Origin of the sequence: Frankia nepalensis (assembly GCF_016786325.1) — a bacterium.
Taxonomy (GTDB): domain Bacteria; phylum Actinomycetota; class Actinomycetes; order Frankiales; family Frankiaceae; genus Pseudofrankia; species Pseudofrankia nepalensis.
On sequence record NZ_JADWYU010000226.1, the window covers coordinates 1 to 26,511 of the forward strand.

A 26,511-nucleotide genomic window follows, 5' to 3' on the forward strand; every position below is an offset into this window, starting at 1 on the left:
CCCGAACTCGACCCCGAACGCCGAGCCCTCCTCGACGCCCTCACAGGCAAGGCACTAACGAAATGACCGAACTCGGGCCTGACGGCGCCACCGGCGTGCCCGGTGACCGGGCGCCGGTGGCGCCGGCCGCGGGCTAACGCCGGGACTGGTAGGTGAGGCAGTCGACGCCGTTCATCTGGAATCCGACCGTGATGCCCTTTGCCTGGCAGGTCAGATTTTCGTTGTGCGTACAGTCGGAAACCTTACAGGCGCCGACTCGCCCCGTTTCCGACGGGTCGCCGCCCTTCGTCGGGGCGACGTGGAAGGTGTCACAGTGCGCCACCATGGCGCCGGTGTCGCCGACGGTGATCGCCGGGGCGTGGCACGCCTTGTCGCGGTTGTAGGCGCACGCGTCGACAACGCACTTCGTGACGAGCGGGAGCTGCATTTTCCCTCCGGTTTTCGCCGCATGTCTTCACCATCGCGGAGGCATTCCGCTAGCTCTTCCTAGAAGTAGCCGACGGCGGCGTCAAGGCGAGCGCGTAATATTCGGGAAAATGCGGGTCGACGTAAATGGCGGTGGATTTCCCGGGTATCACCGCCGGCCAATCGCCAATGAGGTGAGGCTACCTTTACCGTGCCCGGCCCGCCAAGGCGCGGCCGGCCGGCGCGCCGGCCCGACCGCCTCGCCGGGTGGACGGTGATCCGGACGGGCCTGCCTGGCCCGGAGGTGTCGTGAAGCCGTCCGGGGCGGAGGTGTCGTGAAGCCGTCAACGAAGCGGCCGGCGCGAAGCGCCACGGTCACTAGATTCATCGACGAACGCGGACCAGATCGGCCTTGGCGGGGCGGCGCCCGCCCGCCGCGGGCGGGCGGCGACCACGGGCGCTGGTGGTGACATGGCCGCGGGCGGACCGTATGGCGCATTTGTCGGCCGGGGGGAGCCGCTGGCCTCGCTGCGCGCCGCGCTGGGAAGCGCGCGGGCCGGCGTCGCGGTGCCGGCGCTGGTCGAGGGCCCCGCGGGAATCGGCAAGACGGCGCTCGTCGCCCGGTTCCTCGCCGAGGCCACGGCCGATCCGGCGGCGGGCGGGGAAACACCGACGGTGGTGCGGGCCAGCGGCGACCCGGATGAGGCCTCGCTGGCCTTCGGAGTGCTCGACCAGATCCTCGTCGCCCTGCGTGAGCTGGGACCGGCCACGGACACGGACCCGCCGGCCCCGCGGCCGGGCGACGCCGGTGAGGCCCGGGAGGCGGATCCGCTGGCGGCCGGGGCGGAGCTGGTCGACCTGCTGGGCGAGGCGCAGAACGCCGGCGCGCGGCGCGGCGCCGGGCCTCCCGCCGGGGCTGGGCCCCGGGGCACCGGCCTGCTGGTCCTCGTCGTCGAGGACGCGCACTGGGCGGACCGGCCGTCGCTGCGCGCGCTGACCTTCGCGCTGCGCCGCCTGCGCCACGACCGGGTGCTCACCGTCGTGACGGTCCGCGACGCCGAGAGCGCCCAGCTGCCCGACGGGCTGCGCCGGCTGCTGACCGGGGACGACGCCGTCCGGCTCCGACTCGGCGGGCTCGGCACCGACGAGGTGCGCGAGCTGGCCGCGCGCCTCGGCGTGGGCCGCCTTTCCCGGCGGGCGGCGGACCGGCTGCGGGCGCACACCGAGGGCAGCCCGCTGCACGTCCGCGCGCTGCTCGGCCAGGTGCCCGCGGCGGCTCTCGACGACCTCGACGCCCCGCTGCCCGCGCCCAGGACCTACGCGACGCTGATCGCCGCCCGGCTGGCCGGCTGCCCACCGCCGACCGCCGACCTGACGAGCGCCGCGGCCGTGCTGGGCGGGCACTGCTCGCTGTACCAGGCGGGCCTGCTCGCCGGCCTCGAAAACCCGCTGCCCGCGCTCGAACCCGCCGTCCACGCCGGCCTGCTCATGGAGCTGCCGGGCGGCCGGTCGATCGGTTTCCCGCACCCGCTGACGCACGCCGCCGTCTACCAGCAGCTTGGCGCGGCCCGCCGCGCCGCGCTGCACCACCGCGCCGCGGCGCTCGCCGACGACGCGAGCGGGCGGCTGCGGCACCTGGCCCGGGCGGCGAGCGGGCCGGACCCGGCGCTCGCCGCCGAGTTGGCCAGCGCCGGCCGGCGGGCGGCCGCGGCCGGCGCCTACACGGCGGCCGCTGGCCAGCTGACGGCCGCCGCGCGGCTCGCGGCGAGCGCCGCCGAGCGCGAGCGGCTGACGCTGGAGGCCATCGAGTGCCAGCACACGGTGGGCGACAGCCCCGACCCGGGCGCGCTGGCCGCGACGCTGAGCTCGTTCGGCCCGAGCGGCTGGCGCAGCTACCTGCTCGCCCGGCTGGCGCTCGTCGCCGGCCGCCCCACCGAGGCCGAGGAACTGCTGGAGGACGCCTGGGCACGGTGCCAGGCGCCGCCCGAGGCCGGTGCCAACGGCACTGAAGACGGCGCGACGGGAGACGGCGCGACGAACCTGGGCGTCCGGGTGGCGGCGCTGTTCGCCATGCTCCACTCGACGCGGCTCGACCCCGTCCCGTCCGTGCGGTGGGCGCGGCTCGCGCAGCGGCTCGCCCCGGGCTGGACCGGCCAGGACATGCTCCGTTTCTTCCCCGCCACCGCGAAGGGCACCGAGGAAAGCACGCGCGACGGCCCTGACGAGCCGGCCGCGGCGCGCGGCTCCATCGCGGAGCTGGACCTGCTGCTCGCCCGCGCGGAACGGCGAATGCGCACCGACGACCTGGCCGGCGTCCACGCCGACCTCGTCGGCCTGCTCCCGGCCGCGTCCGACCGGTCCGCGCAGTTCCGGATCTACACGACGCTGATGCGGGCCCTGGTGGACTTCAGGACCGGCCGCTGGGACGAGGCGATCGTGCACGGCGATCTCGGGATCGCGTTGGCCGTGGATGCCGACCACGCGGTTCTGACGGCCTACGGGCACGCGATCGTGGCGCGGGTGTATGCCATGCGCGGCGACTGGGACGCCGCCGAGCGGCACGTGCGCGCCGTCGCCGCGGGGGAGGCCCTCACCGTCGTGGTGCACCGCGCGTGGGCGAACATCGGGTTCGCGCACGCGCGCGCCGACCCCGCGGCGGTCGCCGACGCGCTCGCGCCGGTTCCCGCGTGGGTCGAGCGCCTGGGTGACCCGGGCGCGTTCTACTGGGCCTACCAGGCCCTCGACGGCCTGGGCGGCCTCGACGACCTCGACCGCGCGGCGGCGATCGTCGAGCCGCTCGCGGCTCTCGCGGCCAGGCACGGCCCGCGGTCCGCGGTCGCCGGCGCCATGCGTGCCCGGGCGGCCCTGGCCGCCGCCGGCAACGACCGGTCCGGCGCCGAGGCGGCGTTCCGGGAGTCGCTGACCCACCTGGACGGCCTGGGCCTGCCCTTCGACGAGGCGCTGACCCGGCTCGGCCTTGGCGCGTTCCTGCGCCGGGCCGGCCGGCGGACCGCGGCAGCCGAGCAACTGCGCGCGGCGCACCGCGTGTTCGACCGCCTCGGCGCCATGCCCTACGTCGAGCGCTGCGACCGGGAGCTGGCCGCCTGCGGCCTGGCGCCGCGCGCCAGGGAGACGCCGGCGGCGACCCGGCTGACCCCGCAGGAGATGGCGGTCGCCCGGCGCGCCGTCGAACTGACCAACCGGGACATCGCCAAGGAACTGTTCATCAGCGTCAAGACCGTCGAGTTCCATCTTCGCAACGTCTACGCCAAGCTCCAGGTGACCACCCGCGCCCAGCTCCGCGTCCACCTCGCCCAACGTCGGGAATTCGAGGAACCGACGGCCGCCCACGAATAGCGTCCTCGCGCGATCCTCGCGGGCCCGTGCGGACGCCGGACCGCGCGTTTCCGCCGTCGGAGCCGCCCCTGGCCCTGTTCCGAGCCGGCCGGGCGGCACCCGAGGTCCCGTGGTGCCCGGATTCCGGGGCGGAAGGACCTCTTGCGTTCCAGGGCCCGCATCCATAGAACGGGTTCTAGGGGCGGATGGCGGGAGGGGCGGGATGGCAGGGGGCTCGACGGCCGCGAGGGCCGCATGACCTGGCTGGCGTGGACGGCCCGCGGCCGGACGCCACTGGACTCCGTCTACGGGCTGCTTCCCGAGGCCTACGCGCGGCACCGGGAACTGGCCGAGCAACTCTGGCGGCCAGGGCTGGTCGATCCCGTCGTCCTCGAGCTGTGCCGCCTGCGGATAGCGCGGCTGCTCCGCTGTGAACCGGAGCTCGCGGCCAGGACACCGGCGGCGCGGGCCGCGGGGCTGACCGAAAGCAAGATCAGTCGGCTCGCGGACTGGCCGACGGCGCCCGGCTACAGCGCCGCCGAGCGGGCCGCGCTCGCCTACGCCGAACTGTTCGTCATCGATCCCGGCGCGGTCACCGACGAGCTCGCGGCCGACGTCACCGCGTACTTCACGCCACCGCGGGCGGCGGCGCTCACCCTCGCGATCGCCGTGTTCGACGCGATCGCCCGTTTCCAGGTCGCGCTCGAGGTCTGACCGCGCCTCGTTTGAATCCAGCTGCCCCAGTCGACGTAGAGGATTTCAAGGAGCCGGCCATGCGCCTCGCGCCGCCCGCGGGCGGGACCACGCTGTTCGACCACCAGCCCGAGCTGTTCCGGTCCTTCAACCAGCTGTACGGCACGCTGTGGAGCCACGGCGTGCTCGATCAGGGCGTCAAGGAGGCCGGTCGGCTACGCAACGCCCGGTACGTCGACTGCAAGATCTGCCGGAACCTGCGCTTCGAAGGCGCGACCGCGGCCGGCCTCACCGAGGACCTCATCGAGCTGATCGAGGATGGCTACGAGGACAGCGACCTGCCCCACCGCTACAAGCTCGCGATCCGCTACACGGACGTCCTCATCACCGATCCGGCGGCGTTGTCCGACGAGCTCAAGGCGGAGCTGGCCGCGGCCTTCACCCCGGCGGAGATCGTCGAGCTCACCGCCACGGTCACCCTCGCCGCCGCGTTCTCCAAGGTCGCCGTCGCGTGGGGGCCGCCCCCGGAGATCCCCGTCCTCGCGATCCCGACCCCCGCGCCCGACGGCGCGGTCACCGAGGTCGCCGCTCGCCGTTGAGAACCGGGCGGGCGGACCGGCTGGGCGGGCTGAGGGCGATGGACGGGAGCAAGAGCCCAGGATGACGGTCGCCGGAATTATGGGTAACTATCCGGCCAGGCCGGTGGGAGCGGTTAGCGTGGCCCCGTGGTGTTCGGTGACGCGGCGCGTGACGGGGCGGCAGAGGTACTGGCGGAATGCTGGCGGGACGGCTACTGCGTGCCGAACCCGACCGTGTACCCGCACCTGTGGCTGTGGGACTCCTGCTTCCACGCGATCTCGTGGGCGGCGCTCGGTGACCCGCGGGCACCGGTCGAGCTGGCCTCCTGCCTGGACGCCCAGCTGCCGCACGGCTTCGTCCCGCACATGCGCTACGCCGCGCCGTCGGAGGGCCGGGGCCCGCTGACCGACCGGTCGTCGTTCACCCAGCCGCCGATCTACGCCCACGCCGCGCGGGCGCTGGCCGAGCGCGGGCTGCCGGTCGCCCCCGAGACCCTCGAGCGGATCGAACGCGGCCTCGACTACCTGTGGACCCACCGGATGACGGCCGAGGGTCTGCTGTTCATCGTCCACCCGTGGGAGTCGGGTTCGGACGACTCGCCGCGGTTCGACGACTGGATCGGCCGGTCCAACTGGTCGCGGCTCGCGTTCACGATCTTCGACCACCAGTTGGTCGACGAGACAGAGTTCGACGCCGAGGGCGCGGCCATCTGGTCACGGGAGTTCGTCGTCGCCCCTGCCGCGATCAACGCGTTCGCCGCGCACGCGGCGGCGGAGCTCGCCGCGCTCACCGGCACGCTGCGCTGGCGGCGCCGCGCCGACGACCTCGCCGCCGCCATCGACGACGTCCTGTGGGATCCGGAGCAGAACCACTGGGTGGACCTGCCGATCATCGGCGGCGGCCCCAGCTCGGCCCTGCCGACGCTCGACGGGCTGATGCCCGCGCTCGTCACCCCCGACCCGGAGCGGGCCCGGCTCGCGTTGGCCCAGGCGGAGGACCCCGCCGGCTACGCGGCCGCGTACGGCCCGCGGTTCGTGCCCGCGGGGCATCCCCGCTATCAGCCGGAGCAGTACTGGCGCGGGCCGGCCTGGCCGCAGCTCAACTACATGCTGTACCAGGCCGCGCTGCGCTGGGACGCGACCGCGCTCGCCGACGCGCTCGCGGCCGCCGGCCGCCGCGCCGCCCTGGTCTCCGGCTTCGCCGAGTACTGGAACCCGGAGACCGGCGCGGGTCTCGGCGCCAGCCCGCAGGGCTGGGCCGCCCTCGCCGCCGCCTACCCCTACGACCCGGCCGTGACGGAGCCGGCGGTGGCCAGTTGAGTGGTCGACGAAGGATTGTCGGATCCGGGTCGCCGGCGGCCCGTTCGCAGGACGCAGAGTCATGGCGGGGTGTTCGGCGGGTCTGGGCGGGCGTGGGTTTTCTGTCGGACCCGTGTTGCATCATCGGGCTATGACGCAGGGCACGTCGGTCGTAACTCGGGCCGATCTCGAGGATCAGCTGGCCGGCTACCGGTCGGAGCTGACCGGTTACTGTTATCGCATGCTCGGCTCTCCGTTCGAGGCGGAGGACGCCGTGCAGGAGACGATGATCCGCGCCTGGCGCAACCTCGAGAAGTTCGAGGGCCGCGCCTCGTTGCGTACCTGGCTGTACCGGATCGCGACCAACGTCTGCTCCGACCTGGCCGCCGGCCGGGCGCGGCGGGCTCGGCCGATCGACCTCACCGGTCCGTCCGAGCCGGCGGAGACGCTGCGCCCGCCGCTCCCGGAGGCGACCTGGGTCGTCCCGTCGCCGGACGGGTCCGCGCCGCCGGGTGGCGCGGTGGGCGGTGGTGGGGCGGCGGACCCGGCGGACGTGGTGGCCGCCCGCGACTCGGTGCGCCTGGCACTGATCGTCGCGCTGCAGCGGCTCGCGCCCCGCCAGCGCGCCGTGCTGATCCTGCGCGAGGTGCTGGGCTGGTCGGCGGCGGAGACCGCGGAACTGCTCGACACGACCGTCGCCTCGGTCAACAGCGCCCTGCAACGCGCCCGGGCCACCCTCGCCGCCGCCCAGGTCGCGGAGACCGATCCGGTGCGGCCCGGCGACGACGAGCAGCGGGAGCTCCTCGCCCGGTATGTCGCCGCGTTCGAGAGCTACGACATGACCGCGCTCACGGCGCTGCTGCACGAGGACGCGACGATGACCATGCCGCCGCTGGACCTCTGGCTGCGCGGCCCGGAGGACATCGTCGCCTTCATGCTCGGCACCGGCGGCGTCTGCCGGAACTCGAAGCTGGTCCCGACCATCGCGAACGGCGGGCCGGCCTTCGGCCATTACCACGTCGTCCAGCCAGGCGAGGCCGAGCTGCACGCGGCCGTCACGGGCGGCGAGGTGCACCCGCTGCCCGAGGAGGTGGCCGAGGGCGGCTATGTCCCGTGGTCGCTGATCGTCCTGGAGACCTCAGACGGGAAGATCACCGGGGTCAACCACTTCCTGGACACCGACCGCCTGTTCCCGCTGTTCGGCCTCCCGCCCTTCCTCGAGGCCTGACGCCAGGGCGCCGGCCGGCCGGCCGGGAAGGATCTCGGTCAGGCCGGCCAGCTGGAAGATGACCAGAAGGTTGGGCCGGGCGCCGGCCAGCCGGAACCCATGGCCGAGCCGGCGGGCGGTCAGCAGCAGCCGGGCGAGCGCCTCCACCGTGACCAGGGTGGGCTCCTCGACCGCGCTGACGTCGCAGACCACCGTCGTCGCGTCCGGCGCGGTCGCGAGCGCGCCGCCCAGCCGGGCGCACAGCGCCGGGATCGCGGCCCGGTCCACCGTCGCGTCCAGCCTCCACCTGAGCTCGGCCGGGCCGCCCGGCCGGGCGTCGTCCGCCCGCGCGCCCGATCCGGCGCGCGCCCGGCCTTCGGCCGGCGGCGTCCCCGCCGGTGACCTAGCCGCCGGCGAGCTGGCCGCCGGCGGCCTGCCGCTCACCTGTTCCTCGCCATCACCCACGCGTTCGGCCTCCGGGATCACGAGAGCCGCGCCTGCCGCGTCCCCGGGGATACAGACCCCTCGACCCGCCATGACTCATCGGGCCGGCCTGAACGCTCCGGGTCGCGCGCGGGCCGGCGCCGGATCCGCGTCCGGCGGACGGGCGGATTGGGCTGGTCGGCGGGCCGCGGACGGGGAACGCTTCGGTGAGAGGCGACGAAGCGACGAGGCGGTGGTGAGATGACCACGACCAGGACGTGGACCGTGGACGTGCTGCTGACCGAGCACGAGGGCAGGACCCGGGCCGAGGCGCTGCTGCGCGGCGGCGGGACCGGCCGCCTGGGTACCGGCGCGGACGGCGGCCCTCGCGGCGGGACCAGCGAGCGGCCGCGGGCGGTCGGGCACGCCAGGTGCCACCCGGACGACACCGACATTCCGGCGATCGGCGACGAGGTGGCGGCCTCCCGAGCCCTGTCCGCCCTGGCCCACCAGCTGCTGGACATCGCGGCCCGCAACATCGAGTCCCAGACCGGCGAGAAGGCCCGCGTCCGCGGGTAGCCCCTTCCGGAACTCCGTAACCCGTCCAGGAACCCTGTGGCCTGTCCGGAAACTCCGGAAACGTCGCCGGATGGGGCGTCAGGCGGGGCGGGCGGTGGCGGCGGCGAAGCGTTCGACCTCCGGGGTCGGGCCGGTGACGATGATCAGGTCGTCCTGGTTGACCACGGTGTCGGACCCGACGGCGCCGAACTCGCCGTCCGGGCGCTTCACCCCGACGACGGTGACGCCGAACCGGCGGCGCGGCAGCGCCTCGGCCATCGTCTGGCCGCAGACCGACCGCGGGGCTCGCAGCTTGGCGATCGCGAACCCCTTGTCGAACTCGATGAAGTCGAGGAGCCGGCCGGACAGCAGGTGCGCGACCCGCTCCCCGGCGTCGCGCTCGGGGTAGACGACGTGCGACACGCCCAGGCGCTCCAGGATCCGCCCGTGCTGGCGAGTGATCGCCTTCGCCCAGACCTCCGGCACCCCGAGGTCGAGCAGCGTGCCGGCGGCGAGCAGGCTCGCCTCGATGCCGGTGCCGATCGCGACGACCGCCCGGTCGAAGCCCTCGGCGCCGAGCTGGCGCAGCGCCGCCTCGCTGGTCGCGTCCGCCTCGACCACGTGCGTCAGCGTTCCCGACCACTCCTGGACGATGACGCGGTTCGCGTCGACGGCGACGACGTCGTGGCCCATCCGCTGCAGCGTCTCGGCGAGCGTGCCGCCGAAGCGGCCCAGCCCGATGAGCAGCACCGCGTTGGGGTGTCTGTCCCTGCCCACCGCCGCCCGCCTTCCTGGTTGTCTCGCGGCTCGAGCCCCGCGTCGGGGCCGGCCGCCTGGCTGGTCTGCCGGCGCGGTTCGCTCGTGCGTCAGCCGACGATCGGGCGTTCCTCGGGCAGCCGGTACAGCCGGCGCCGTTCCCGCAGCGCGAGGGCCGACGCCAGCGTAATGGGACCTATCCGGCCGACGAGCATCAGCACGATCAGTACGTACTGGGCGAAGGCCGGCAGCTGGGCGGTGATCCCGGTGGTCAGCCCGACGGTGCCGAACGCCGACGTCACCTCGAAGAGCACCTGGTCGAGGGTGAACTCGGTGGTGGCCAGGAGGCACAGGGTGCCGGCCACGACGATCGCGACGCCGAGCAGCGCGACCGCCAGCGCCTGACGCAGCGCGGCGGGGGAGACCTGCCGGCCGAACGCGTCGACGGTGTCGTCGCCCCGGGCCTCCGCCAGGATCGCGAAGAACAGCACCATGAAAGTGGTGACCTTGATTCCACCGGTGGTGCTCGCGCTGCCGCCGCCGACGAACATCAGCACGTTGGTGACGAGCCGGGTCGCCGGGTCGGCCAGGCCGTAGTCGAACGTGTTGAAGCCCGCGGTGCGGGCGGTGACGCCGCCGAAGAAGCCACCGAGCAGCTTGTCGGCCGCGGACAGCGGGCCGAGTGTCGCCGGGTTGCGCCACTCGAACGCGGTGACCGCGGCCGCCCCGCCGACCAGCAGGATCGCGTAGCCGAGCAGCGTCACCTTGGTGTGCATCGACCAGAGCGCGGGGCTGCGCAGCTCGCGGCGCAGCTCGAACAGCACCGGGAACCCGATGCCGCCGAGGATGCTCGCGGCCGCGATCGGCAGGATGACCAGCGGGTCGTGGTCGAACGACATCAGGTTGTCGCTGTAGAGCGCGAACCCGGCGTTGTTGAACGCGGTGATCGAGTGGAACACCCCGTAGTAGGCGGCCCGGCCGGGTGACATCTCATAGTCGAGCCACAGCGCTCCGAACAGCACCACCGCCACGATGGCCTCGATGGTGAAGGTCACCGCGGCGACCCGCAGCACCACCCGCTTGGCGTCGCCGAGGCCGACCGAGGCGGTCTCGTTGGCGGCCAGCAGCCGCAGCCGCAGACCGAGACGGCGCGACATCATCATCCCGAGCAGCGACGCCGACGTCATGAAACCGAGCCCGCCGAGCTGGGCGGTGGTCATGACGACGACCTCGCCGAACGTCGTCCAGTGGGTCTCCATGTCGACGAGGAGCAGCCCGCCGGTGGCGGCGCCGGTCGCGGTGAACAGCGCCTCGCGGAAGGTGGTGCGCAGCCCCGGCGCGGTGGCGGCCGGCAGGAGCAGCAGCCCGGCCACGGCGGTGACGGTGGCCACCGAGGCCAGCGCGGTCAACTGCACCGGATGGCTGAGCCGGGCCAGAACCGCGCGGGCAAGACCACGCGCCCGCCGCCGTCGCTGCTCGTCGTCCCCCAGCAGCGACGACGTCTCGTCCTCATCGGCCTCGGCGGGTTCACCGCCCGAGCCGCGGCGCGGCGGCGCGCTTCCTACCACCAGCCAGCTCCTCACGCCCCGCGCCCGTGCCCGCCCTCCTCGCATCCTGCCAGCCCCGTCGCGCCCGGCGTCGGGCAGCCCGACGGGCGCCGCCCGTGGATGCCCCGGGCCCCCCCGCTCCGTCCCCAGGAGCCCGCCCATGCCCGCTCCGCCCCGTGCCCTGACGATAGGCCGGCGGGCCAGTGCCGCGACCGCCAACGTCCGCCCGCTCCGCATGATCGCCGATAGTGCCCCGACGGGGTTGTGATGAGGCCCTGTTCACGACCCCCGGAGGGCCGAAACGGCGATCATGTCCGAGGTGGGGCTCTAGCCGCTCGTGGACAGGGCTCGAGGCGCGGCGCGCACCAGGCCGGCGAGCATCCGGCGGTCGTGGCCGGCCTGGCCCAGGCCGGCGGCGACGATCGTCGCCGCCGCGAGGGCCGGGGTCGCGGCGTAGGCGACCGTCGGGGCCGCCAGATGGGCGAAGCGCTCCGGGAGGCGCACGACGGCCGTCCCGGACTCGCGGACCTCGGACTCGCGGACCTCGGACTCGCGGACCTCGGGCCCGCGGGGCTCGGCGTCGACGGCAGCCCGGGCCGCGTCGCCCGTGCCCGTCCAACCCGTGGTGGTCCAATCCGTGTCCGTCCCGCCCGCGTTCGTACCGCCCGCGTTCAGGCCCAGCGCGATCTCGATGCCCCAGACGTCGCCGGCGCCGTTGCGCCACAGCCAGTGCCGGACGGCGTCCTTGGCGGCCATCCTGGCGAGCAGGAACGCCTGGCCGTCGCGCGGGGTGCGGGCGGCCATGGCGGCCCGGTCGGCGGCGTCCAGATAGTGGCGGACGGCGAGCTCGCGCGACGCCGGATCCGTCCAGCGGTCGTGGACCGTCACCACGCCGCGCGGGCCGGGCGCGCCGAGCGCCTTGCGCTCCGGCTGCAGCATCAGCGCGAGCAGGTCGGCGTCGCCGCCGAAGCGGCGGTCCGCCCAGCCCTCGATCGTGATCCGTGGCGTGCCGTCCGGGTCGCGCACGGTGATGTCGGCGGTGACGGTGCGCCGGGCGACGTCGACGACCCGCACGAGGCAGGACACCCGTTCCCCTGGTGCCGGCGCCGGCCCGTGGAAGGCGATCCGGCCCACGGCGAGCGGGAGCAGCAGGCCGTCGTCGGGCAGGTACTCCATCGCCCAGTAGCCGAACAGCTGGCCGACGCTGTCGAGCAGGCCGCCGCGCGCCGGCGGGCAGACCAGCTCGCCGCGCGCCCCTCGCGGCGAGATCGCCCACAGCGCCGCCAGCCCCTGGTAGCCGGGCCCGTGGAACAGCCAGCCGCCTCCGTAGAGGTCGGCGGGCCGGACCGTGACCAGCTCCTCGTCCGGCAGCCGCTCGACGGCCGCGCCCGGGCGAGCCCTGGCGGCCGGCCCAGGCTCGTCGGCCAGACCGGCCGGGGCCGGCTCGAGATGGACCGTGCAGCGGGCGTGGCCGCGCAGCTCGACGCGCACCTCCGTGGGGCCGAGGAGCCGGCCGGTGAGCGTCACCTCGACCGGCGGCTCGACCACCAGCCAGCGGTACATCCGGACGTCGGTGACCGCGCGCACGACCTGGCCGGGCACGAGCTCGCGGGCCTGGTCGAGCATGAGCTCGAGGACGGCCGTCATCGGCACCACCGGGAACCGGTCCGACAGGTCCGGCCAGCCCGGCGGCTGCCGGTAGAAGCAGTGGTCGAGCACCTCCGGCAGCTCCCGCGCCGACAGCGTCCGCCGCGTGACGTGCTCCGCCCTCGCGGGCGCCGGGGCGGGCGGCGGCGGGTCGACTGACGACACGGTGATCGCCGGCCGTCCGGTGCCGGCCTCGGCCTCGGGCCGCGACGGCGTGGAACGCGGCCCGGGCGCGGGCGGGGCGGTGAGCGGGCTGGCGGGCTGGGGAAGCAGGTCGGTGCGCGGGGCCGCCCCCTCCGCCCAGAGGGCGGCACAGACCCGGCGGAGCTGGTCGAGCCCGGGGCGGACGGTGGCGTTCGAGACGACCACCGCGTGGTCGCGCTCCGCCAGCGTCTCGGTCACGAACCGGGCGACGCTGCCGACGCCGACCTGGACGAACACCCGCGCGCCCGCGTCGTGCAGCGCCTCGACGAGCGGGCGGAAGCGCACCGGCTCGACGAGGTGGCGCAGGACGAGCCCGCGAACGGCGTCCGCGTCGGCCGGGTAGGGCGCCACGGTCGTCGCCGACCACACGGGGACGCTCGGCGGGTGCAGCGGCAGTCCGTCGACCGCGCCGCGAAACGGGGCGAGATGCGGCGCCAGATGCGGGGAGTGGAACCCCGACCGGAACGAGAGCTCGGTGGCGGGCCGCCCGACGGCCCGCGCGCGGCGTACGGCCGTCTCGACCTGTTCGCGCGGGCCGCAGACCACCGACTGCCCCGGCGAGTTGTCGTGCGAGACGACGACGTCGCCAAGCCCCGCCAGCAGCGGGCCGACGTCGGCCGCGGCGGCGCCGAGGGCGGCGAAGACAACGCCGGGGACCTCGACGACGTCCGGGCGAAACAGCGGCAGCAGCCCGCCGAACGCCTCGGCCCGGACCATGCCGGTCGACAGCATCGCGTTCCACTCGCCGATGCTGTGCCCGGCGACCACGTCCGGGACGACGCCGAGGCGGCGCAGCGCCTCGTCGAGCAGCCAGTTCACCGCGAGACCGGCCAGCCCGAAGCCGCCGAGCGCGTCGGTGCCGCCCAGCTCGGGGCTGGGCAGCCCGAAGTGGTGAGCGACATCGTCCACCCGCGGCGTGAAGCTGTGCTCCAGCCCGCAGAACAGGAAGGCGAGCCCGCCGCGCCCACCCGGCCCGCCCGCCGGCCCCGCGCCGGCGGGGCCGAGCAGCAGCGGGCTGGGTGAGAACCAGACGTCGTCGGCGCCGCGCCACCCGACACCCGTCGCCACGACCTGGCGGGCGAGCGCGAGCCGGCGCGGCGTCGGCGCGACGATGGCCAGCCGGCACGCGCCGCCGAGCGGCGGGTCGGCCGCGTCGTCGTGGGCGAGCAGCTCCTCGTCGGGCCGGGCGAGCATCCGCCCCAGGTCGGCCGGGTCCGAGCCCGCCAGCAGCAGCAGCCGCTCCGGCCCGGTGCCGTCGGCGTCCCCGGCGGTGGGACCGCCGGGCGCGGCCCCGTCGCCGGGCGGCGTGGTGCCGTCAGGCACCGAACGCCTCCGGGTCGCCGGTCAGGTAGACGACCTGGGCGGGCGCGGCCAGGCCGGCCGCCGGGGCGGGCGGGTGGATGGCCGCCGGCGCTGGCGCGGCGAAGGCGATCTCACGCAGGCAGGCGGCGACGCCGGCGGTCGGGTCTATCAGGCCGACGCCGCGGCGGGCGTACTCCCGCTCCAGCTCGGGGGAGACCATGCCGCCGCCCGGGCCCCCTCCGGGACCGATGTCGCCGAGCGGGGCGGAACGCCAGGGGCCCCAGTCGATCGCGACCACCCGGCTGTCCGGGAAACGCGTGGCCCAGGCCGCCGCGAGCGTGTCCAGGGCGTCGTTCGCCGCCGCGTAGTCGGCCTGGCCGCGGTTGCCGAACACCCCGGCGACGCTGCCGAACAGGGCCAGGAACCGCAGGCCCGGCCGTGCCGCCGCGGCCAGCGCCCGGGCGCCGGCCACCTTGGTCTCGTAGACGCGGGCGAACGACTCGGCCGTCTTGTCGCGCAGCAGCCGGTCCTCGACCAGCCCGGCGCCGTGCACGACGCCGTCGAGGCGGCCATGGCGGGCGTAGACGCCGTCGACGACGGCCCGCACCGCCGCCGCGTCCCGCACGTCGACCTGGTGGTAGCGCACCGACGCGGCGCGCCGGGACAGCGCGTCCAACGTCACGCGGATCTCCCGGTCGGCGAGCACCCGGGCGACCCGGCCCTCGACCTCGGACGGCCGGCGCAGCCCGGACTCGACGAGCAGCCGCCGCAGCGAGCGGGCGTCGGGCGCGGACGCGGTCAGCGGGTCCGGTCGCCCGACCGGCTCGGGCGAGCGTCCCAGCAGCTCCACCGCGCAGCCGGTCGCCTCGGCCAGGGCCAGCGCGACCCGGGCGGTGATCCCCCGCGCTCCACCGGTCAGCAGCACCACCGACTCGGGCCCCAGGCCCAGCCGGGCAAGGCCGTCCGGGAGATCCGCGAGACCGGGAGCGTGGTCGGCGGGGACCAGCCGGGTCGTCAGCCGCCGGCCGTGGCGGTAGCGGACCGTGCTGGGCCCCGCGGTGTCCGCGAGCTCGGCGAGCAGCCAGGCGGCCATGGTGCCCGCCGGCTCGGCCGCCGGCTCGCCGTGGTCGTCGCCGCCGAGGTCGACGAGGCGGACGAGCGCGTCCAGCTCGTGGCCGAGGGCTCGGGTGAGCCCGGCGAGCCCGAGCGGGGCGCCGGCCGCGCCGACCAGCAACAGCCGCACGCCGCCGGCCAGCGCGATCGCGCGGACCAGCTCGAACGCGCGAGGCAGCAGGTCGCCCGACGGCGGCGCCGGCAGCAGCCAGACGACCCCGTCCGCGCCGGCGCCGGTGGCCAGCGCCGCGCCCACCGCCGCGGCCGCCGCCGGGCCCGGGTCGGGCACCGCCAGCCGGGTGACCGTCGCCCCGCGCCGGCCCAGCCCGGCGACCAGCTCGGCGAGCAGCGCGGCGGGCCCGGCGGGGCCGCCCGGCTGGCCGGCGGCGTGAGCGTCGTGCAACACCAGGACACGCGCGCCGTCGAGCAGCGCGGGACCGGTCGGGTCCGCCGGCGCGATCTCGGCCCAGGTGACGGTGAACCGCGACAGGCCCTGGCCGGTGTCCGGGGTGGCTCCGCCCGTCTCGACGATCCTGACGGGCCCGGCGACCGGAGGGCTCGGTACCGGCTCGGCGAGCGCGATCCGCGGGTTCGCCGTGGGGCTCGGCCCGCCCGCCGGCGCCAGCGGGACCGGCGCCGGGGGGACCGGCACCGCGGCGGCCGGCCCGGTGGCCGCCAGGCGTTCCACGAGCTGGGTCACGATGCCGCGGACGGTGCGGAGCTCGGCCAGTTCCTCCACCACCGACTCGTCGACCCCGCCGGCACCATCGCCCCCGCCGTCGGCGCCGTCGGACGCGAGCCCGAGCCGGTCGCCCAGGGCGGCGAGGATCTCCACCCGCTTGATCGAGTCGATGCTCAGGTCGGCCTCGAGGTCCAGGTCCGGGTCCAGCATGTGCGCCGGGTAGCCGGTCCGCTCCGCGATCAGCTCCAGGACCGACGCCATCACCTGGTCCGCCTCCAGCGTCGCGCCCGCCGGCCCGGGACCATCGGCCGGCTCCGGTCCCGGCGCCACGGGCCCGGCCGGCGCGGGCTGGGTCCGCCCGACCGGCTCCGCCCGCCCAGCGGCGGGCACCCCGCCGGCGACGGTCGCCTCGGGCGCGTCCGGGCCGGTCGGCGGCGCGGTGGGCGTCGGCTGGAGCGCCGCCGCCGGAGGCGCCCAGAGGCCGGCCTCCGGACCGGCCGGCCGCTCGCCACCAGCCGTGGCGTGGTACGCGGCGGGGACGGGGGCCGCCCAGCCAGCCGCGTCGCGCGCGGCGGGAGCCCAGTCGTTCGGGGCGGGCGTGACCGGCGTGTGGTGGGCACGCGGCGCGGCGGCGTCCAGGTAGCGCATCACCAGCTCGTGCTGGGAGGCCAGCAACTGGCGCGCGAACTCCTGGTAGCCCAGCACCACCTCGTCGAGCGGAGTCCGCGTGGGGGAGCCGGGCTGCCCGCCGGCCACCGGGAGCCCCACCGACGGGAGCCCCACCGACGAAACGGCCTGCCCGTGGCCGTTCGGCGACGCCTCATACCCGTACCCGGCGGCGCGGTGTCCGTCCGGCCCGTATCCGACGCCGGCTGCCATGCCGTTCTCCGTCCCCATCGTCCTTGTCGTGTCGGTCCTTGTCGTGCCGGTCTCGGCGCCCCGCGGCGCGGTCGAGGCGCCACTCGCCGCCGTCAGGCCCTCGCCCGGCACCGCGGGCACCGGGGCGTCGGTGCCGGCCGGGGTGACCCGGAACGCCGGCGGGGCGAGCGGGGGCTGGTCGCCGGCGCGCAGGCCGCCAGGAAGCGGGCGGCCGTCGGCGCCCCGGACGAACGCGCCGTCGACGAACCAGCCGGGCGCGGTGGGGGTCGCGGCCGGGTCGACCGGCCGGATCCGCCGGCCCGCGAACAGCGGCGCCACGTCCATCTCGACGCCGGCCGCGGCGAGCTCGGCGAGCGCGAGCAGCAGCCGGCGCACGCCGTTCTCCCCGGCGACGTCGCAGGCCACCGCCCAGTGCGGGCGATCGGCAAGGATCTTGCCGACCAGGCCGGACAGGACCCGTCCCGGGCCGGCCTCCACGAAGACCCGAGCGCCGGCGGCGTACATCGCCTCGATCATCGCGACGAAGCGCACCGGTTCGGCGACCTGTCGCGCCAGCAGCGCGCGCACCTCGTCGGGGCCGTCCGGGTAGGGCGCGGCGGTCGTGTTCGACCAGACCCGCCCACCCGGCGCGCGCACCTCGGCGGTGGCGAGCGCCTCGGCGAGCTCCCCGGCGGCGCCCGCGACCACCGGGCTGTGGAACGCGCAGGCCACCGGCAGCCGCATGGCGCGCAGGCCCGCGTCGGCGAGCAGGCGCTCCGCCCGCTCGACCGCCGCCGTCGGGCCGGAGACGACCGTCTGCTCCGGCGCGTTGTCGTTGGCGAGCACGACCGTGCCCCAGTCCGGCGCATCCCCGCGGGTGCCGTCGTGGGCGTCGTCGCCGGCGCCAGCGCGACGGGCGTCGCGACCGGTGCCGGCGTTGCCGGCCGCGAGCAGGCCGCCCAGCACCGCGGCGACCCGGGCCGCCGACGCGGCCACGGCCGCCATCGCGCCAGGGTCACGCGCGGGCACCGCGTCGTCGGGCGTCGCGTCAGCGGGCGTCGCGTCGTCGGGCGTCGCGCCCGCCCTGTCGTGTGGCGTAGCGCCCGCCGCGTGCCCGGCCGCGCGGACGACGGCCGCGCCGCGCCGGACCGACAGGTCGAGCAGCGTCGCCTCGTCGAACGCGCCGGCGACCGCGAGCGCTACCAGCTCGCCGTAGCTGTGGCCGGCGGTGTGCCCGGCGCGCACCCCGAGCCCGGCGAGGATCTGGGCGACGGCGAGCCCGGCGACGCCGAGCGCCGGCTGGGCGACGCGGGTGTCGGTGACGGCGGCCCGCTGGCGCGACCGGCTCGACGGGTCGAGCGCGGCCGGGCCGAACAGTGTGGCCGGGTCGACGGCGCCATGGTCCAGGAGCCGGCGCAGCCGGGGAAACGCCACGAACAGGTCGGCGAGCATCCCTGGCCGCTGGCTGCCCTGTCCGGGGAACAGGAACGCCACCGACTCGGGACCGCCGCCGGCGACGGGCGGTACCCCTGAGCTGTCCGGTACCCCTGAGCTGTCCGGTACCCCTGAGCCGTCCGGTGCCCCTGAGCCGTCCGCTGCACCGTCGGGGCCGGACGCGGCCGCGTCGGCGACGAACAGGCCGGCGCGCGGGTCGGTGCGCAGCGAGCGGGCACGCGTGAGCGCCGCGGGCAACGCGTCGAGGTCATCGACGACGAACGCGAGTGCCACCGGGCCGCCGCCGCGCTGCCCGGCGGCGGTGGTGGTGGCCGCGGCGAGGTCGCGCAGCCGCCACGGCCGGGCGGCCGCGTCGTTCGCCGCGGCGAGCCGGCCGAGCGTGTCGAGGGCGGCGAGCGCGCCGGCCCGGTCGGCGGCGCGGATGACGAACAGCTCGGCCGGCCACTCGTCCAGCCCGTGCGCCGGCTCGGGGACCCCGTCATAGGCGGCGAGGACCGCGTGGAAGTTGGTGCCGCCGAACCCGAACGCGGACACGCCGGCGAACCGGTCGGCGGGCGCCGCCGCCCACGGCCGGACCTCGGTGTCGAAGTAGAACGGACTGGTCTCGGCGTCCCAGTAGGAGTTCGGCGCGGTCAGGTGAGCGGTCGGCGGGCGCACGCCGGTCCGCAGCGCCTGGACCACCTTGATCATGCCGGCGAGGCCGGCGGCGCACTTGGTGTGCCCGATCTGCGACTTGACCGACCCGACCGAGCAGCTGCCCGGCGCCGCGCCGGCGGCGGTGAACACCTCGGTGAGCGCGGTGAGCTCGGTCCGGTCGCCGACGACCGTGCCGGTGGCGTGCGCCTCCAGCACGCCGACGCGGGTAGGGGAGATCCCGGCTCGCTCGTACGCGCGCCGCAGCGCCAGGACCTGGCCCTCGCGGCGCGGCGCGGTCATGCCGAGCGCCCGGCCGTCGCTGGACGCGGCAACCGATTTGATCACCGCGAGGATCCGGTCGCCGTCGCGTTCCGCGTCCGCGAGCCGCTTGAGGATGACGACCGCGACGCCCTCGCCGAGGGCGATGCCGTCGGCGGCGGCGTCGAAGCCGCGCGAGCGCCCGGACGGCGAGAGCGCGTGCACGGACGAGAACAGCAGGAAGTCGTGGATGCTGTTGTGGGTGTCGACGCCGCCGCAGACGACCAGGTCGGCGGCGCCGGTGAGCAGCTCCTTGCAGGCGGCGTCGACGGCGGCGAGCGACGAGCCGCAGGCCGCGTCGACGGTCTGGTTCAGCCCGCCCAGGTCGAGGCGGTTGGCGACCCGGCCGGCGATGACGTTGGCGAGCATCCCCGGGAACGAGTCCTCGGTCAGCGTCGGCAGCTGGGCGTCGAGCCCGGCGGGCGTGGCGCCGAACAGCGACGCGTAGGCCGACCGGAAGCTGTAGGCCGTCGTCAGGTCGGCGCCCGACTCGGCTCCGAAGATCACCGAGGCGCGGGCCCGGTCGAACGGCCGGCGCCGCCGCGGCTCGGGCATGCCCACGGCGGCGCCGGCGGGCCGGGCGGGCGGTCCGCCGCCGTCGCCCGGGTCGTAGCCGGCGTCCTCGAGCGCGCGGGCGGCGACCTCCAGGGCGAGCAGCTGCGCGGTGTCGATGCTGGCCAGTGAGCGTGGCGGGATCCCGTAGCGCAGCGCGTCGAACGGGATCGGCTCCAGGAAGCCGCCCCACTTCGACGGCACCTCGATCCGCCCGGCCATGGCGGCCGCGGCCGCGCGGGTGGCTCGCTCGCGCGGGTCGGCGGCCGGCTCGGCGTAGAACTGGTCGGCGTCCCAACGGTCGCGCGGCACCTCGGTCACCGAGTCCCGACCGGCGCACACGTTGGCCCAGTACCGGTCGACGTCGGGCGCGCCGGGAAACACGCAGGCCATGCCCACGATCGCCACGTCCAGCGGACGGGCCGCCGGGCCGCCCGGCACGCCGTCCGCGCCGATGGTTCCGGGGACGGTCCGGCCGGCCTCGGCGTCGCCGCCCGCCGCGCGGCCGGTCGGCGCGTCATCCACCGGTCCGTCGGCTCCGGCCCCGGCCATGCCGCCAACCCCAGCCGTGCCACCAGCCCCGGCGGTGCCACCAGCCCCGCTGGGGCCACCAGCCCCGGCGGTTCCGGTGAGCGCGGCCGCGCGCCCGGCGAGCAGGGCGGTGGCGCCCTCGGTGACCTCGGTGTGCAGCGCGCCGACCGTGGTGGTCTCGGACCGCAGGGCCGCGACCTGGCCGAGCATGAACATCCCCTCCCGGCGCTGGACGTCCTCGTCGACGGTGACCAGCGCGTCGCCGTCGCGGCGCAGCCCACGGCTGGCGAGCCGGAGCCGGCCGAGGTTGAGCGCCTCCAGCTCGGCCCACGCCTCCCGCCGCGGCCGGCCCTCGGCCGCGAGCCGCTCCTTCGCCGCCCGGAACGTGGAGACGAACGGCGTGTCGGCGCAGCGGATGGCATGGCCGGGCGCGGTCTCCAGCAGCACGGTCCCCGAGCACTCGAGGGCCCGACGCTGGAACTCGGCGCCGATCGCGCCCGCCGTCACCGCCTCGTCGGTGAACAGGTAGGCCGAGCCCATGAGCACCCCCACCCGCGCGCCGCGTGCCGCCACACCCGCGGCGGCCGCCGCGACCATCGCCGCCGAGGTGGCGTCGTGCACGCCGCCGGCGAACAGCAGGTGCACCTTGGAAAGATCGAGGCCCCGGTCGCCGGCGGCGAGCAGGACGGCGATCTGCGCCTCCCAGAGCGGGAAGCTCGCCCGGGGCCCGACGTGGCCGCCGCACTCACGGCCCTCGAAGACGAACTTGCGGGCGCCCTCGGCGAGGAAACGCTCGAGCAGGCCGGGGGAGGGCACATGCAGGAACGTGTCGATCCCGGCGGCCTCCAGCGCGGCCGCCTGCGCCGGCCGCCCGCCCGCGATCAGCGCGGACGGTGGCCGGGCAGCGCGCACGGCGGCGAGCTGGGCCGCCCGCAGGTCCGGCGGCGCGAAGCCGAGCAGCCCGACGCCCCACGGCGCGTCGCCGAGCAGCCTGGCCGTCTCGGCCAGCAGCCGCTCGACCTCGGGGCCGCTCATCAGCGCGAGCGCGAGGAACGGCAGCGCTCCGCCGTCGGCGACCGCGCGCGCGAACGCCGGCTGGTCGCTGACTCGCGTCATCGGCCCCTGCGCGACCGGGAAACGCAGCCCCCGGTCGGCGGCGAACGCGGCGCCGGGCGCGAGCGGGCGCAGGTCGGCGGCCGTCGCGACGCCGTCGCGGATCGCCGCCCGGACGGCCCGGATGACCCCGGCGGCGTTGTGGTGGGCCGCCGCGAGCGGCCGGGCGAACGCCCCGTCCTGCCCGACCGGCAGGAGCTCCTCCCGCAGGTCCCGCGCCCCCAGCCGTCCCGCGACCTCGACGGCGGTGGCGGTGCCGACGAGGCTGGCCACGGGCAGGTCGGGGCGGGTGAAGACCCGGTGGCCGGCGAGCAGCGCCGTCTCACCGCCGTCCATCGCCCGCAGCACGCCCGCGACCGCGGGGGCGAGCTCCACCTCGTCGACGAGGGCGAGCTGGGCGTCCAGCACGACGCCGGCGGCGCCACCGGCCATGGCGGCCGCGGCCGTGGCCGGCCCGATCCCGCCGGCGGCCCAGATCGGCCGCCGGCGCGCGGTGGCGTCGGCGAGCAGGTGCTGCAGGAGGCTGAACGTGGTGAGGTCGCCGACCCGGCCTCCTCCCTCGTTGCCGCGGGCGACCAGCCCGTCCGCGCCCGCCACCACGGCTACGCGCGCCTCGGCGACGCCGGTGACCTCGACCAGTACGCGTCGCCGCCCGCCTCCGGAGGCGGCCTCGACGGTCCAACGGGCGTCCACCAGCTCGACGGCGTCTACGTTGACCGTGTCGGCCTCAACCATGGCGGCCTCAACCGTGTCGCCGGCGCCCGTCGTGGCGGCGGCCGGCGGGAGACCAATGAGCAGGACCGTGTCGACGCCGTCGGGAAGCGACTCGGGGCCGAGCGGGCAGCCGTACCCGACACGCACGCCGTACCCGCCGACGCTGGGCCCGCCCCGGCCGCGCGGGGCGCACCATCGTTCGGCGTCCGCGAGGGCGGCCAGCGCCTCGCGGCGGTCGCGGCCCAGGTCGAGGACGCCGAGCGCTCCCGCCCGGCGCGCCGCCGCCACCAGATGGGGGAGAGGCAGCCCGAAAGGTGTCACGACCACGACGGCGTCCCGCCCGAGCTCGTTGGTGATCATCTCCACCCCTCGGTGCCCGGCGGCGACCGGCCCCGGTGGGTCAGGACCGCCGGCGTCCGGAACGCGCCCACATGTCGGGACGCGGCTGGTCGACCGGCCGGCTCCGGAAATTTTGGTTTTCCTAACCTTAACGCCCAGCTCGGACGCGTCCCGACCTCTCGTCCCACGTGACCGGCGCCTCACCGGGGCCTCGGGCACCCCGCGTCAGCGAGGAGAAACTCCCGGTCGTGATCTGGCGGGCTGGCGCGGCTCATGATCGCTGAATGCTTGTGGAACCGACCCGGAATTCCCAACTCGCGAGGACCATTTCCGCAAGCACCAAGCTTGATGATCAGAGCGAGTTAGGCAAGTCAGCCAAGGTGGCCCGGATGGTCTCGATGATCCAGGACGGGCGGCGCTCGAGATCTGACCAGGTGACCCGAACGACGCGCCAGCCGCGCCGGGCGAGCTCGTTCTGGCGGTACCGGTCGGCCAGCACGGCGTCGGGCCGCCCATGGAACCGCGCGCCATCGGCCTCGAGGTAGACCTTCTTGTCGGGCCAGCCAAAGTCGACGTGAGCGACGAGGGTGCCGTTGTCGATGACCGCATACTGGGGTTCGCCGGGCGTGACACCGTGGTCCAGAAGCAGTAGCCGTACTCGGGTCTCCAGCACGGACTGGGCCCGGCCGTCGGCAAGGTTCCACCAGGCGGCGACCCGACGAGACCCCTGGCGGCCGAAGGTCAGTGCCTTGGCCTCAGTGAGATCGCTGAGCCGCCTGGAGCCCAGGGCGGCGTCCATCAAGGCAACCGCTTCGGCTCTGCCGGGCGCCGTGAGTACCAGATCCGCGACCGTCCGGGCCGGCGAGGTGACAGGCAGGCCAGCAAGGTTCACGACCTGCCCAGCCGGGCTGCTTCCCCAGTGCAACCTGACACCGCGAACCGGTTGTGCCCTGGCGGCATCCCGGGGCATCAACAGGTGGATCGGCTCGTCGTCGGCCGGAGCGTCGAGCCCAGCAAACCGGTGGAGTCGCGCGGCGGTGATCCCGTAGACGACGGCCCACGGCCGGCCTACGAGCGCGGCGCGCGCACGCGCCCGCAGCCGCGCCGCGCCGGGTACCAGGTAGCAACCGCGCGCGACCGGAGTGAACCAGCCGCGCCTGACCAGCGTGCGCAGATTACTCTGTGTCAGACCGACGGACTTGGTCTGCGCGACGGTGATCATCCCGTCCTGGGTTCGAGCGATTCGCACCGCGTCGCGGTACCCATCGGGCACACTCAACACCCGCCCGGGAGCGTCGCGAGCCGCTGGAGCTTTCCCTGAGTGCCCAGATGGGCCACGGGATGTCGACATGGGGGACGCGTCCGGCCCATGCGTCGCCTCCGAGACCGCCGCGTGTCGCGACGGGGCCGTGCCTTCCCGGGCTCCTGGGCCAGGTGCCGAGCGGCCGGATCTGGTCGATCTTGAGTGGGCGCCATCCACACCCTGACTGTGGCGTCCGCGCCGACCACGCGCCAACGCGATTGATGTAGCCGTGGACAACCGTCGCCCGTCCACAGATCTGTATCCGTAGCTGCCAGGAACCCGGTCACGGGATAAGATGAAGCCTTTGAAGATTTTGGATCGTGCTGAGAAGCGTGCCACGACCGGCGGGCCAGGACGCCGGAGTGCCTACCCGCGAAACTTCCCCTCCGTCGGCCAGTCGGTCCGTCGGCCACCGGTGCTGGTATCTGGTCTCGCCCGCGAGGTCACCTTCGGCGGGAAGCGAGATGTTCGGATTTTTCTGGGCGCGGGGGTCGGCGCGGTTCTGTCGACGAGTGATCATTTCCGGGCGGATCAAAGCTGTGGAGGATCGCCCCCCGCTTCGTCGGAGATTGCCTGCATCTCCAGGTCAAGGGAGCGCTCCGCGGAGTCCAGGAGCTGGTGGTAGGTGACAACCTGAACGCGACTTAGGTGGCTGTTGAACGTGCGCAGCACCTCTAGTGTGAGCTCTCTGTCGTCACGCGGGGCGGGATCTCCGATGACCACTGTGCCACCGCATCGGCGAGTGTCAATTCCCACTCTCCTCAGTATGTCGTCGCGGTTCTCGTCCAGCATCCGTAGGTATCCGATCACCTGGTTGACCGCGTCATTCACAGGTGCGGTGACGGTGGTGACGTGGGGACGGTAGCGTTTGGTCGTGGGGGTTGCCGGACCCTTGAGTTCAATGATATGGAGAACGCCTCCTGGGAGAAGTAGTGGCAGGTCGATCTCTATCTGCGGGAGCAGACGGCGACGCCTCTCCTCGCCCACGAACGTTCCACCGAAGATCCACCAGTTCCCACGTAACGCCTTCTGCAGGTCGGTCTCGGTGGCAGTCGACGAGTCGGCCAGATCGCGGATCTCCCTGATCTTGTTCCGTCGCAGGGAGACTATGGCGCCCTGGAGCAGCAGCTCTGGGGAACAGAAGCCAGGTGGCTGGTCTGTGACCATCTCGTCCAGTTGGCCGGTCGTACTTAGGCCGTCAGTCTTCTTGAACATGTCGTAAACGGCGTGCATGGCCCAGTCCACGCTGAGCGGCGCGACGCGGTAACGGCCAGATTCTCTGTCCTCGAGAACCCTGAGGGAGCGCGTTGACAGAATCTCGAAGTATCGGCGTAGGTCCGCTGTGGTCGCGGACGGGTTCTCATCGAGGAAGTCGTCTATCCAGGTGAGAGTGAGTTGCTGTGCTCCGGAAAGTATTAGCGCCATGAGTTCCGTGCGGCGGTGATGCCTCGTGAGAGTTCCGTGCTTCGCCTCGAAGTCGTCAACAAAGATCTTCCCGGTGGCGTAGTCGAGCGCGTCGACGAGACTCTCCGATGTTGAGCGGTCGCCGCATTCGTCTGCCTGCCCGATCGCGAATCTGAGAAGTTCAAGAAGTTGGCGTCCGCCACGGTACGGACTCCGCTCGCCGACATGGTCGAGCACGTCTGAAATTGCTGGAACTGCTTCCCGGTGAGCCGATATCGCAACTTTCTCGAGGAAACGTCTTAGAGTGGAGTCCGATCGAACGGCCATTTCTCTCCGAGTGTTGGGGTGATCGCGGCCGGACCTCGTCAGCTTCGCGTCAAACGGGGAGTTTAGGCCACTGCGGTCGGCATCAGCCGACGCCCCCTACGCCATCCCCGGAAGGGCGCGGAGACCTGACATAAGACTGGTCGGTGCGCGATACCGGCCATCACGGAGCCGGGTCCCAGCGTGCCGGTCCGGCCTTCAGCCCCGGAGGAGTCGGCAGTGGAACGGAGGACGCCGCCGGGGGTGATCGCGATGTGCCTGCGAAAACAGTGCGGTACGACGCTGGGCGCCTGACGGGTTCCGCAAGTATCTGGTGATCATGAATTTTGTTGGTTCGGCTCGGTGGCGTGGTGGCGGCCGATGGGGATGACCATGGGGGTGGCGGTGACGGGGTCCGGGTGGACCTGGCAGCGCAGGTCGAAGACCTGCTCGACCAACTCGGCGGTGAGGACCGCGGTGGGCGGGCCCTGGGCGACGATGCGGCCGTCCTTCATCGCGATCAGGTGGTCGGCGTAGCGGCAGGCCTGGTTGACGTCGTGCAGGACCATGACGACGGTCAGCGCCTCGCGGCGGTTCAGGTCGACGATGAGGTCGAGGACGTCGATCTGGTGGGCCAGGTCGAGGAACGTCGTCGGCTCGTCGAGCAGCAGCAGCGGGGTGCGCTGCGCGACCGCCATCGAGATCCAGGCCCGCTGGCGCTGCCCGCCGGACAGCTCGTCGACCGCGCGGTCGGCGTGCTCCAGCATGTTGGTGGCCCGCAGCGCGTCGGTGACCGCCTCCTCGTCGGCCCGCGACCACTGCCGCCACCAGGTCTGGTGCGGTGAGCGGCCCCGGCCGACCAGGTCGATGACGGTGAGCCCCTCGGGGGCGACGGGCGACTGCGGCAGGATGCCGAGCCGGCGGGCCACCTGCCGCGTCGGCATCGACCGGATGGCCTTCCCGTCGAGGGTGACCGTGCCCGCCCGGGGGTTCAGCAGCCGGCCGAGCGCGCGCAGCAGGGTCGACTTGCCGCAGGCGTTCGCGCCGACGATGACGCTGATCCGGCCCGGCGGGACCACCAGGTCGAGCCCGTCGACCACGACCCGGTCGTCGTATCCGAGCCGCAGCCCGCTGGCCGCGAGCTCTGGCAGGCCGTCGGTGCCCGCGGCGGCCCGACCGGTCATGTCGGTCACCGCCGGGGCGGAGGCGACCGCGTCGGAGGTGGCCGCGTCGGA

Annotated in this window: 15 protein-coding genes; 6 read left to right on the top strand and 9 right to left on the bottom strand. The window is 74.9% G+C overall.

Features of this window, described 5'->3' with window-relative positions; translation table 11 throughout:
* Positions 1–133: 133 nt before the first annotated feature.
* Entirely contained in the window at positions 134–427 is a 294-nt protein-coding gene (locus I6A81_RS35745) for a DUF1540 domain-containing protein (RefSeq protein ID WP_203008371.1), read from the bottom strand.
* Positions 428–876: 449 nt separating this feature from the next.
* Here I6A81_RS35745 and I6A81_RS35750 point away from each other — a divergent pair, with 449 nt between their 5' ends.
* From I6A81_RS35750 to I6A81_RS35770, 5 genes are all read left to right on the top strand, one after another.
* Positions 877–3,762 carry an ATP-binding protein gene (locus I6A81_RS35750; protein ID WP_203010435.1) on the top strand — a complete coding sequence of 962 codons (2,886 nt, stop codon included), beginning with the start codon at positions 877–879 and terminating at the stop codon, positions 3,760–3,762.
* Between the two features lie 234 nt (positions 3,763–3,996).
* Positions 3,997–4,455, top strand: a complete 459-nt coding sequence (locus I6A81_RS35755) for a carboxymuconolactone decarboxylase family protein (RefSeq protein ID WP_203006956.1) — start codon at positions 3,997–3,999, stop codon at positions 4,453–4,455.
* A gap of 59 nt (positions 4,456–4,514) precedes the next feature.
* Positions 4,515–5,033, top strand: a complete 519-nt coding sequence (locus I6A81_RS35760; RefSeq protein WP_203006957.1) for a carboxymuconolactone decarboxylase family protein — start codon at positions 4,515–4,517, stop codon at positions 5,031–5,033.
* 126 nt (positions 5,034–5,159) lie between these two features.
* Positions 5,160–6,332: an MGH1-like glycoside hydrolase domain-containing protein gene (locus tag I6A81_RS35765; protein ID WP_307875143.1), complete on the top strand. Its 1,173-nt coding sequence runs from the start codon at positions 5,160–5,162 to the stop codon at positions 6,330–6,332.
* Positions 6,333–6,462: 130 nt separating this feature from the next.
* Positions 6,463–7,539: a sigma-70 family RNA polymerase sigma factor gene (locus I6A81_RS35770; RefSeq protein ID WP_203006958.1), complete on the top strand. Its 1,077-nt coding sequence runs from the start codon at positions 6,463–6,465 to the stop codon at positions 7,537–7,539.
* Here the strand turns inward: I6A81_RS35770 and I6A81_RS35775 are convergent.
* Positions 7,450–7,983, bottom strand: coding sequence for an STAS domain-containing protein (locus I6A81_RS35775; protein ID WP_203006959.1), 534 nt, complete (start codon positions 7,981–7,983; stop codon positions 7,450–7,452). The two genes, I6A81_RS35770 and I6A81_RS35775, sit on opposite strands and share 90 nt — an antisense overlap.
* A 219-nt stretch (positions 7,984–8,202) precedes the next feature.
* Here I6A81_RS35775 and I6A81_RS35780 point away from each other — a divergent pair, with 219 nt between their 5' ends.
* Positions 8,203–8,520: a dsRBD fold-containing protein gene (locus tag I6A81_RS35780; RefSeq protein WP_203006960.1), complete on the top strand. Its 318-nt coding sequence runs from the start codon at positions 8,203–8,205 to the stop codon at positions 8,518–8,520.
* 78 nt (positions 8,521–8,598) lie between these two features.
* Here I6A81_RS35780 and I6A81_RS35785 read toward each other — a convergent pair whose 3' ends face one another.
* The 7 genes from I6A81_RS35785 to I6A81_RS35815 all read right to left on the bottom strand — a co-directional run bounded on the left by I6A81_RS35785 (position 8,599) and on the right by I6A81_RS35815 (position 26,460).
* Positions 8,599–9,276 (bottom strand): potassium channel family protein, encoded by a 678-nt coding sequence (locus I6A81_RS35785; RefSeq protein WP_203006961.1) that lies wholly within the window; start codon positions 9,274–9,276, stop codon positions 8,599–8,601.
* A gap of 89 nt (positions 9,277–9,365) precedes the next feature.
* A complete protein-coding gene (locus I6A81_RS35790; protein ID WP_407661434.1) occupies positions 9,366–10,691 on the bottom strand; it encodes a TrkH family potassium uptake protein in 1,326 nt (441 codons plus the stop codon).
* A gap of 438 nt (positions 10,692–11,129) precedes the next feature.
* Positions 11,130–13,976, bottom strand: coding sequence for an acyltransferase domain-containing protein (locus I6A81_RS35795; protein WP_203010436.1), 2,847 nt, complete (start codon positions 13,974–13,976; stop codon positions 11,130–11,132).
* The gene (locus I6A81_RS35800) at positions 13,969–22,287 is read right to left on the bottom strand and encodes a type I polyketide synthase (RefSeq protein WP_203004699.1); all 8,319 of its coding nucleotides are present in this window, start codon (positions 22,285–22,287) and stop codon (positions 13,969–13,971) included. The genes I6A81_RS35795 and I6A81_RS35800 overlap by 8 nt, the downstream gene beginning before the upstream one ends.
* Positions 22,288–22,618: 331 nt before the next feature.
* A complete protein-coding gene (locus I6A81_RS35805) occupies positions 22,619–23,617 on the bottom strand; it encodes a type IV toxin-antitoxin system AbiEi family antitoxin domain-containing protein (protein WP_285222824.1) in 999 nt (332 codons plus the stop codon).
* A 483-nt stretch (positions 23,618–24,100) separates the two neighbouring features.
* Positions 24,101–25,210: a Shedu anti-phage system protein SduA domain-containing protein gene (locus I6A81_RS45890; protein WP_203004700.1), complete on the bottom strand. Its 1,110-nt coding sequence runs from the start codon at positions 25,208–25,210 to the stop codon at positions 24,101–24,103.
* Between the two features lie 404 nt (positions 25,211–25,614).
* Positions 25,615–26,460, bottom strand: coding sequence for an ABC transporter ATP-binding protein (locus I6A81_RS35815; RefSeq protein ID WP_203004705.1), 846 nt, complete (start codon positions 26,458–26,460; stop codon positions 25,615–25,617).
* Between the last annotated feature and the right edge of the window lie 51 nt (positions 26,461–26,511).

What these genes read in the sequence shown, in the direction of transcription:
- I6A81_RS35770 (WP_203006958.1), top strand. Translation starts at nt 6,463, where the DNA reads ATGACGCAGGGCACGTCGGTCGTAACTCGGGCCGATCTCGAGGATCAG.
- I6A81_RS35750 (WP_203010435.1), top strand. Translation starts at nt 877, where the DNA reads ATGGCCGCGGGCGGACCGTATGGCGCATTTGTCGGCCGGGGGGAGCCG.
- I6A81_RS35780 (WP_203006960.1), top strand. Translation starts at nt 8,203, where the DNA reads ATGACCACGACCAGGACGTGGACCGTGGACGTGCTGCTGACCGAGCAC.
- I6A81_RS35805 (WP_285222824.1), bottom strand. Translation starts at nt 23,617, where the DNA reads ATGTCGACATCCCGTGGCCCATCTGGGCACTCAGGGAAAGCTCCAGCG.
- I6A81_RS35755 (WP_203006956.1), top strand. Translation starts at nt 3,997, where the DNA reads ATGACCTGGCTGGCGTGGACGGCCCGCGGCCGGACGCCACTGGACTCC.
- I6A81_RS35815 (WP_203004705.1), bottom strand. Translation starts at nt 26,460, where the DNA reads ATGACCGGTCGGGCCGCCGCGGGCACCGACGGCCTGCCAGAGCTCGCG.
- I6A81_RS35800 (WP_203004699.1), bottom strand. Translation starts at nt 22,287, where the DNA reads ATGATCACCAACGAGCTCGGGCGGGACGCCGTCGTGGTCGTGACACCT.
- I6A81_RS35745 (WP_203008371.1), bottom strand. Translation starts at nt 427, where the DNA reads ATGCAGCTCCCGCTCGTCACGAAGTGCGTTGTCGACGCGTGCGCCTAC.
- I6A81_RS35760 (WP_203006957.1), top strand. Translation starts at nt 4,515, where the DNA reads ATGCGCCTCGCGCCGCCCGCGGGCGGGACCACGCTGTTCGACCACCAG.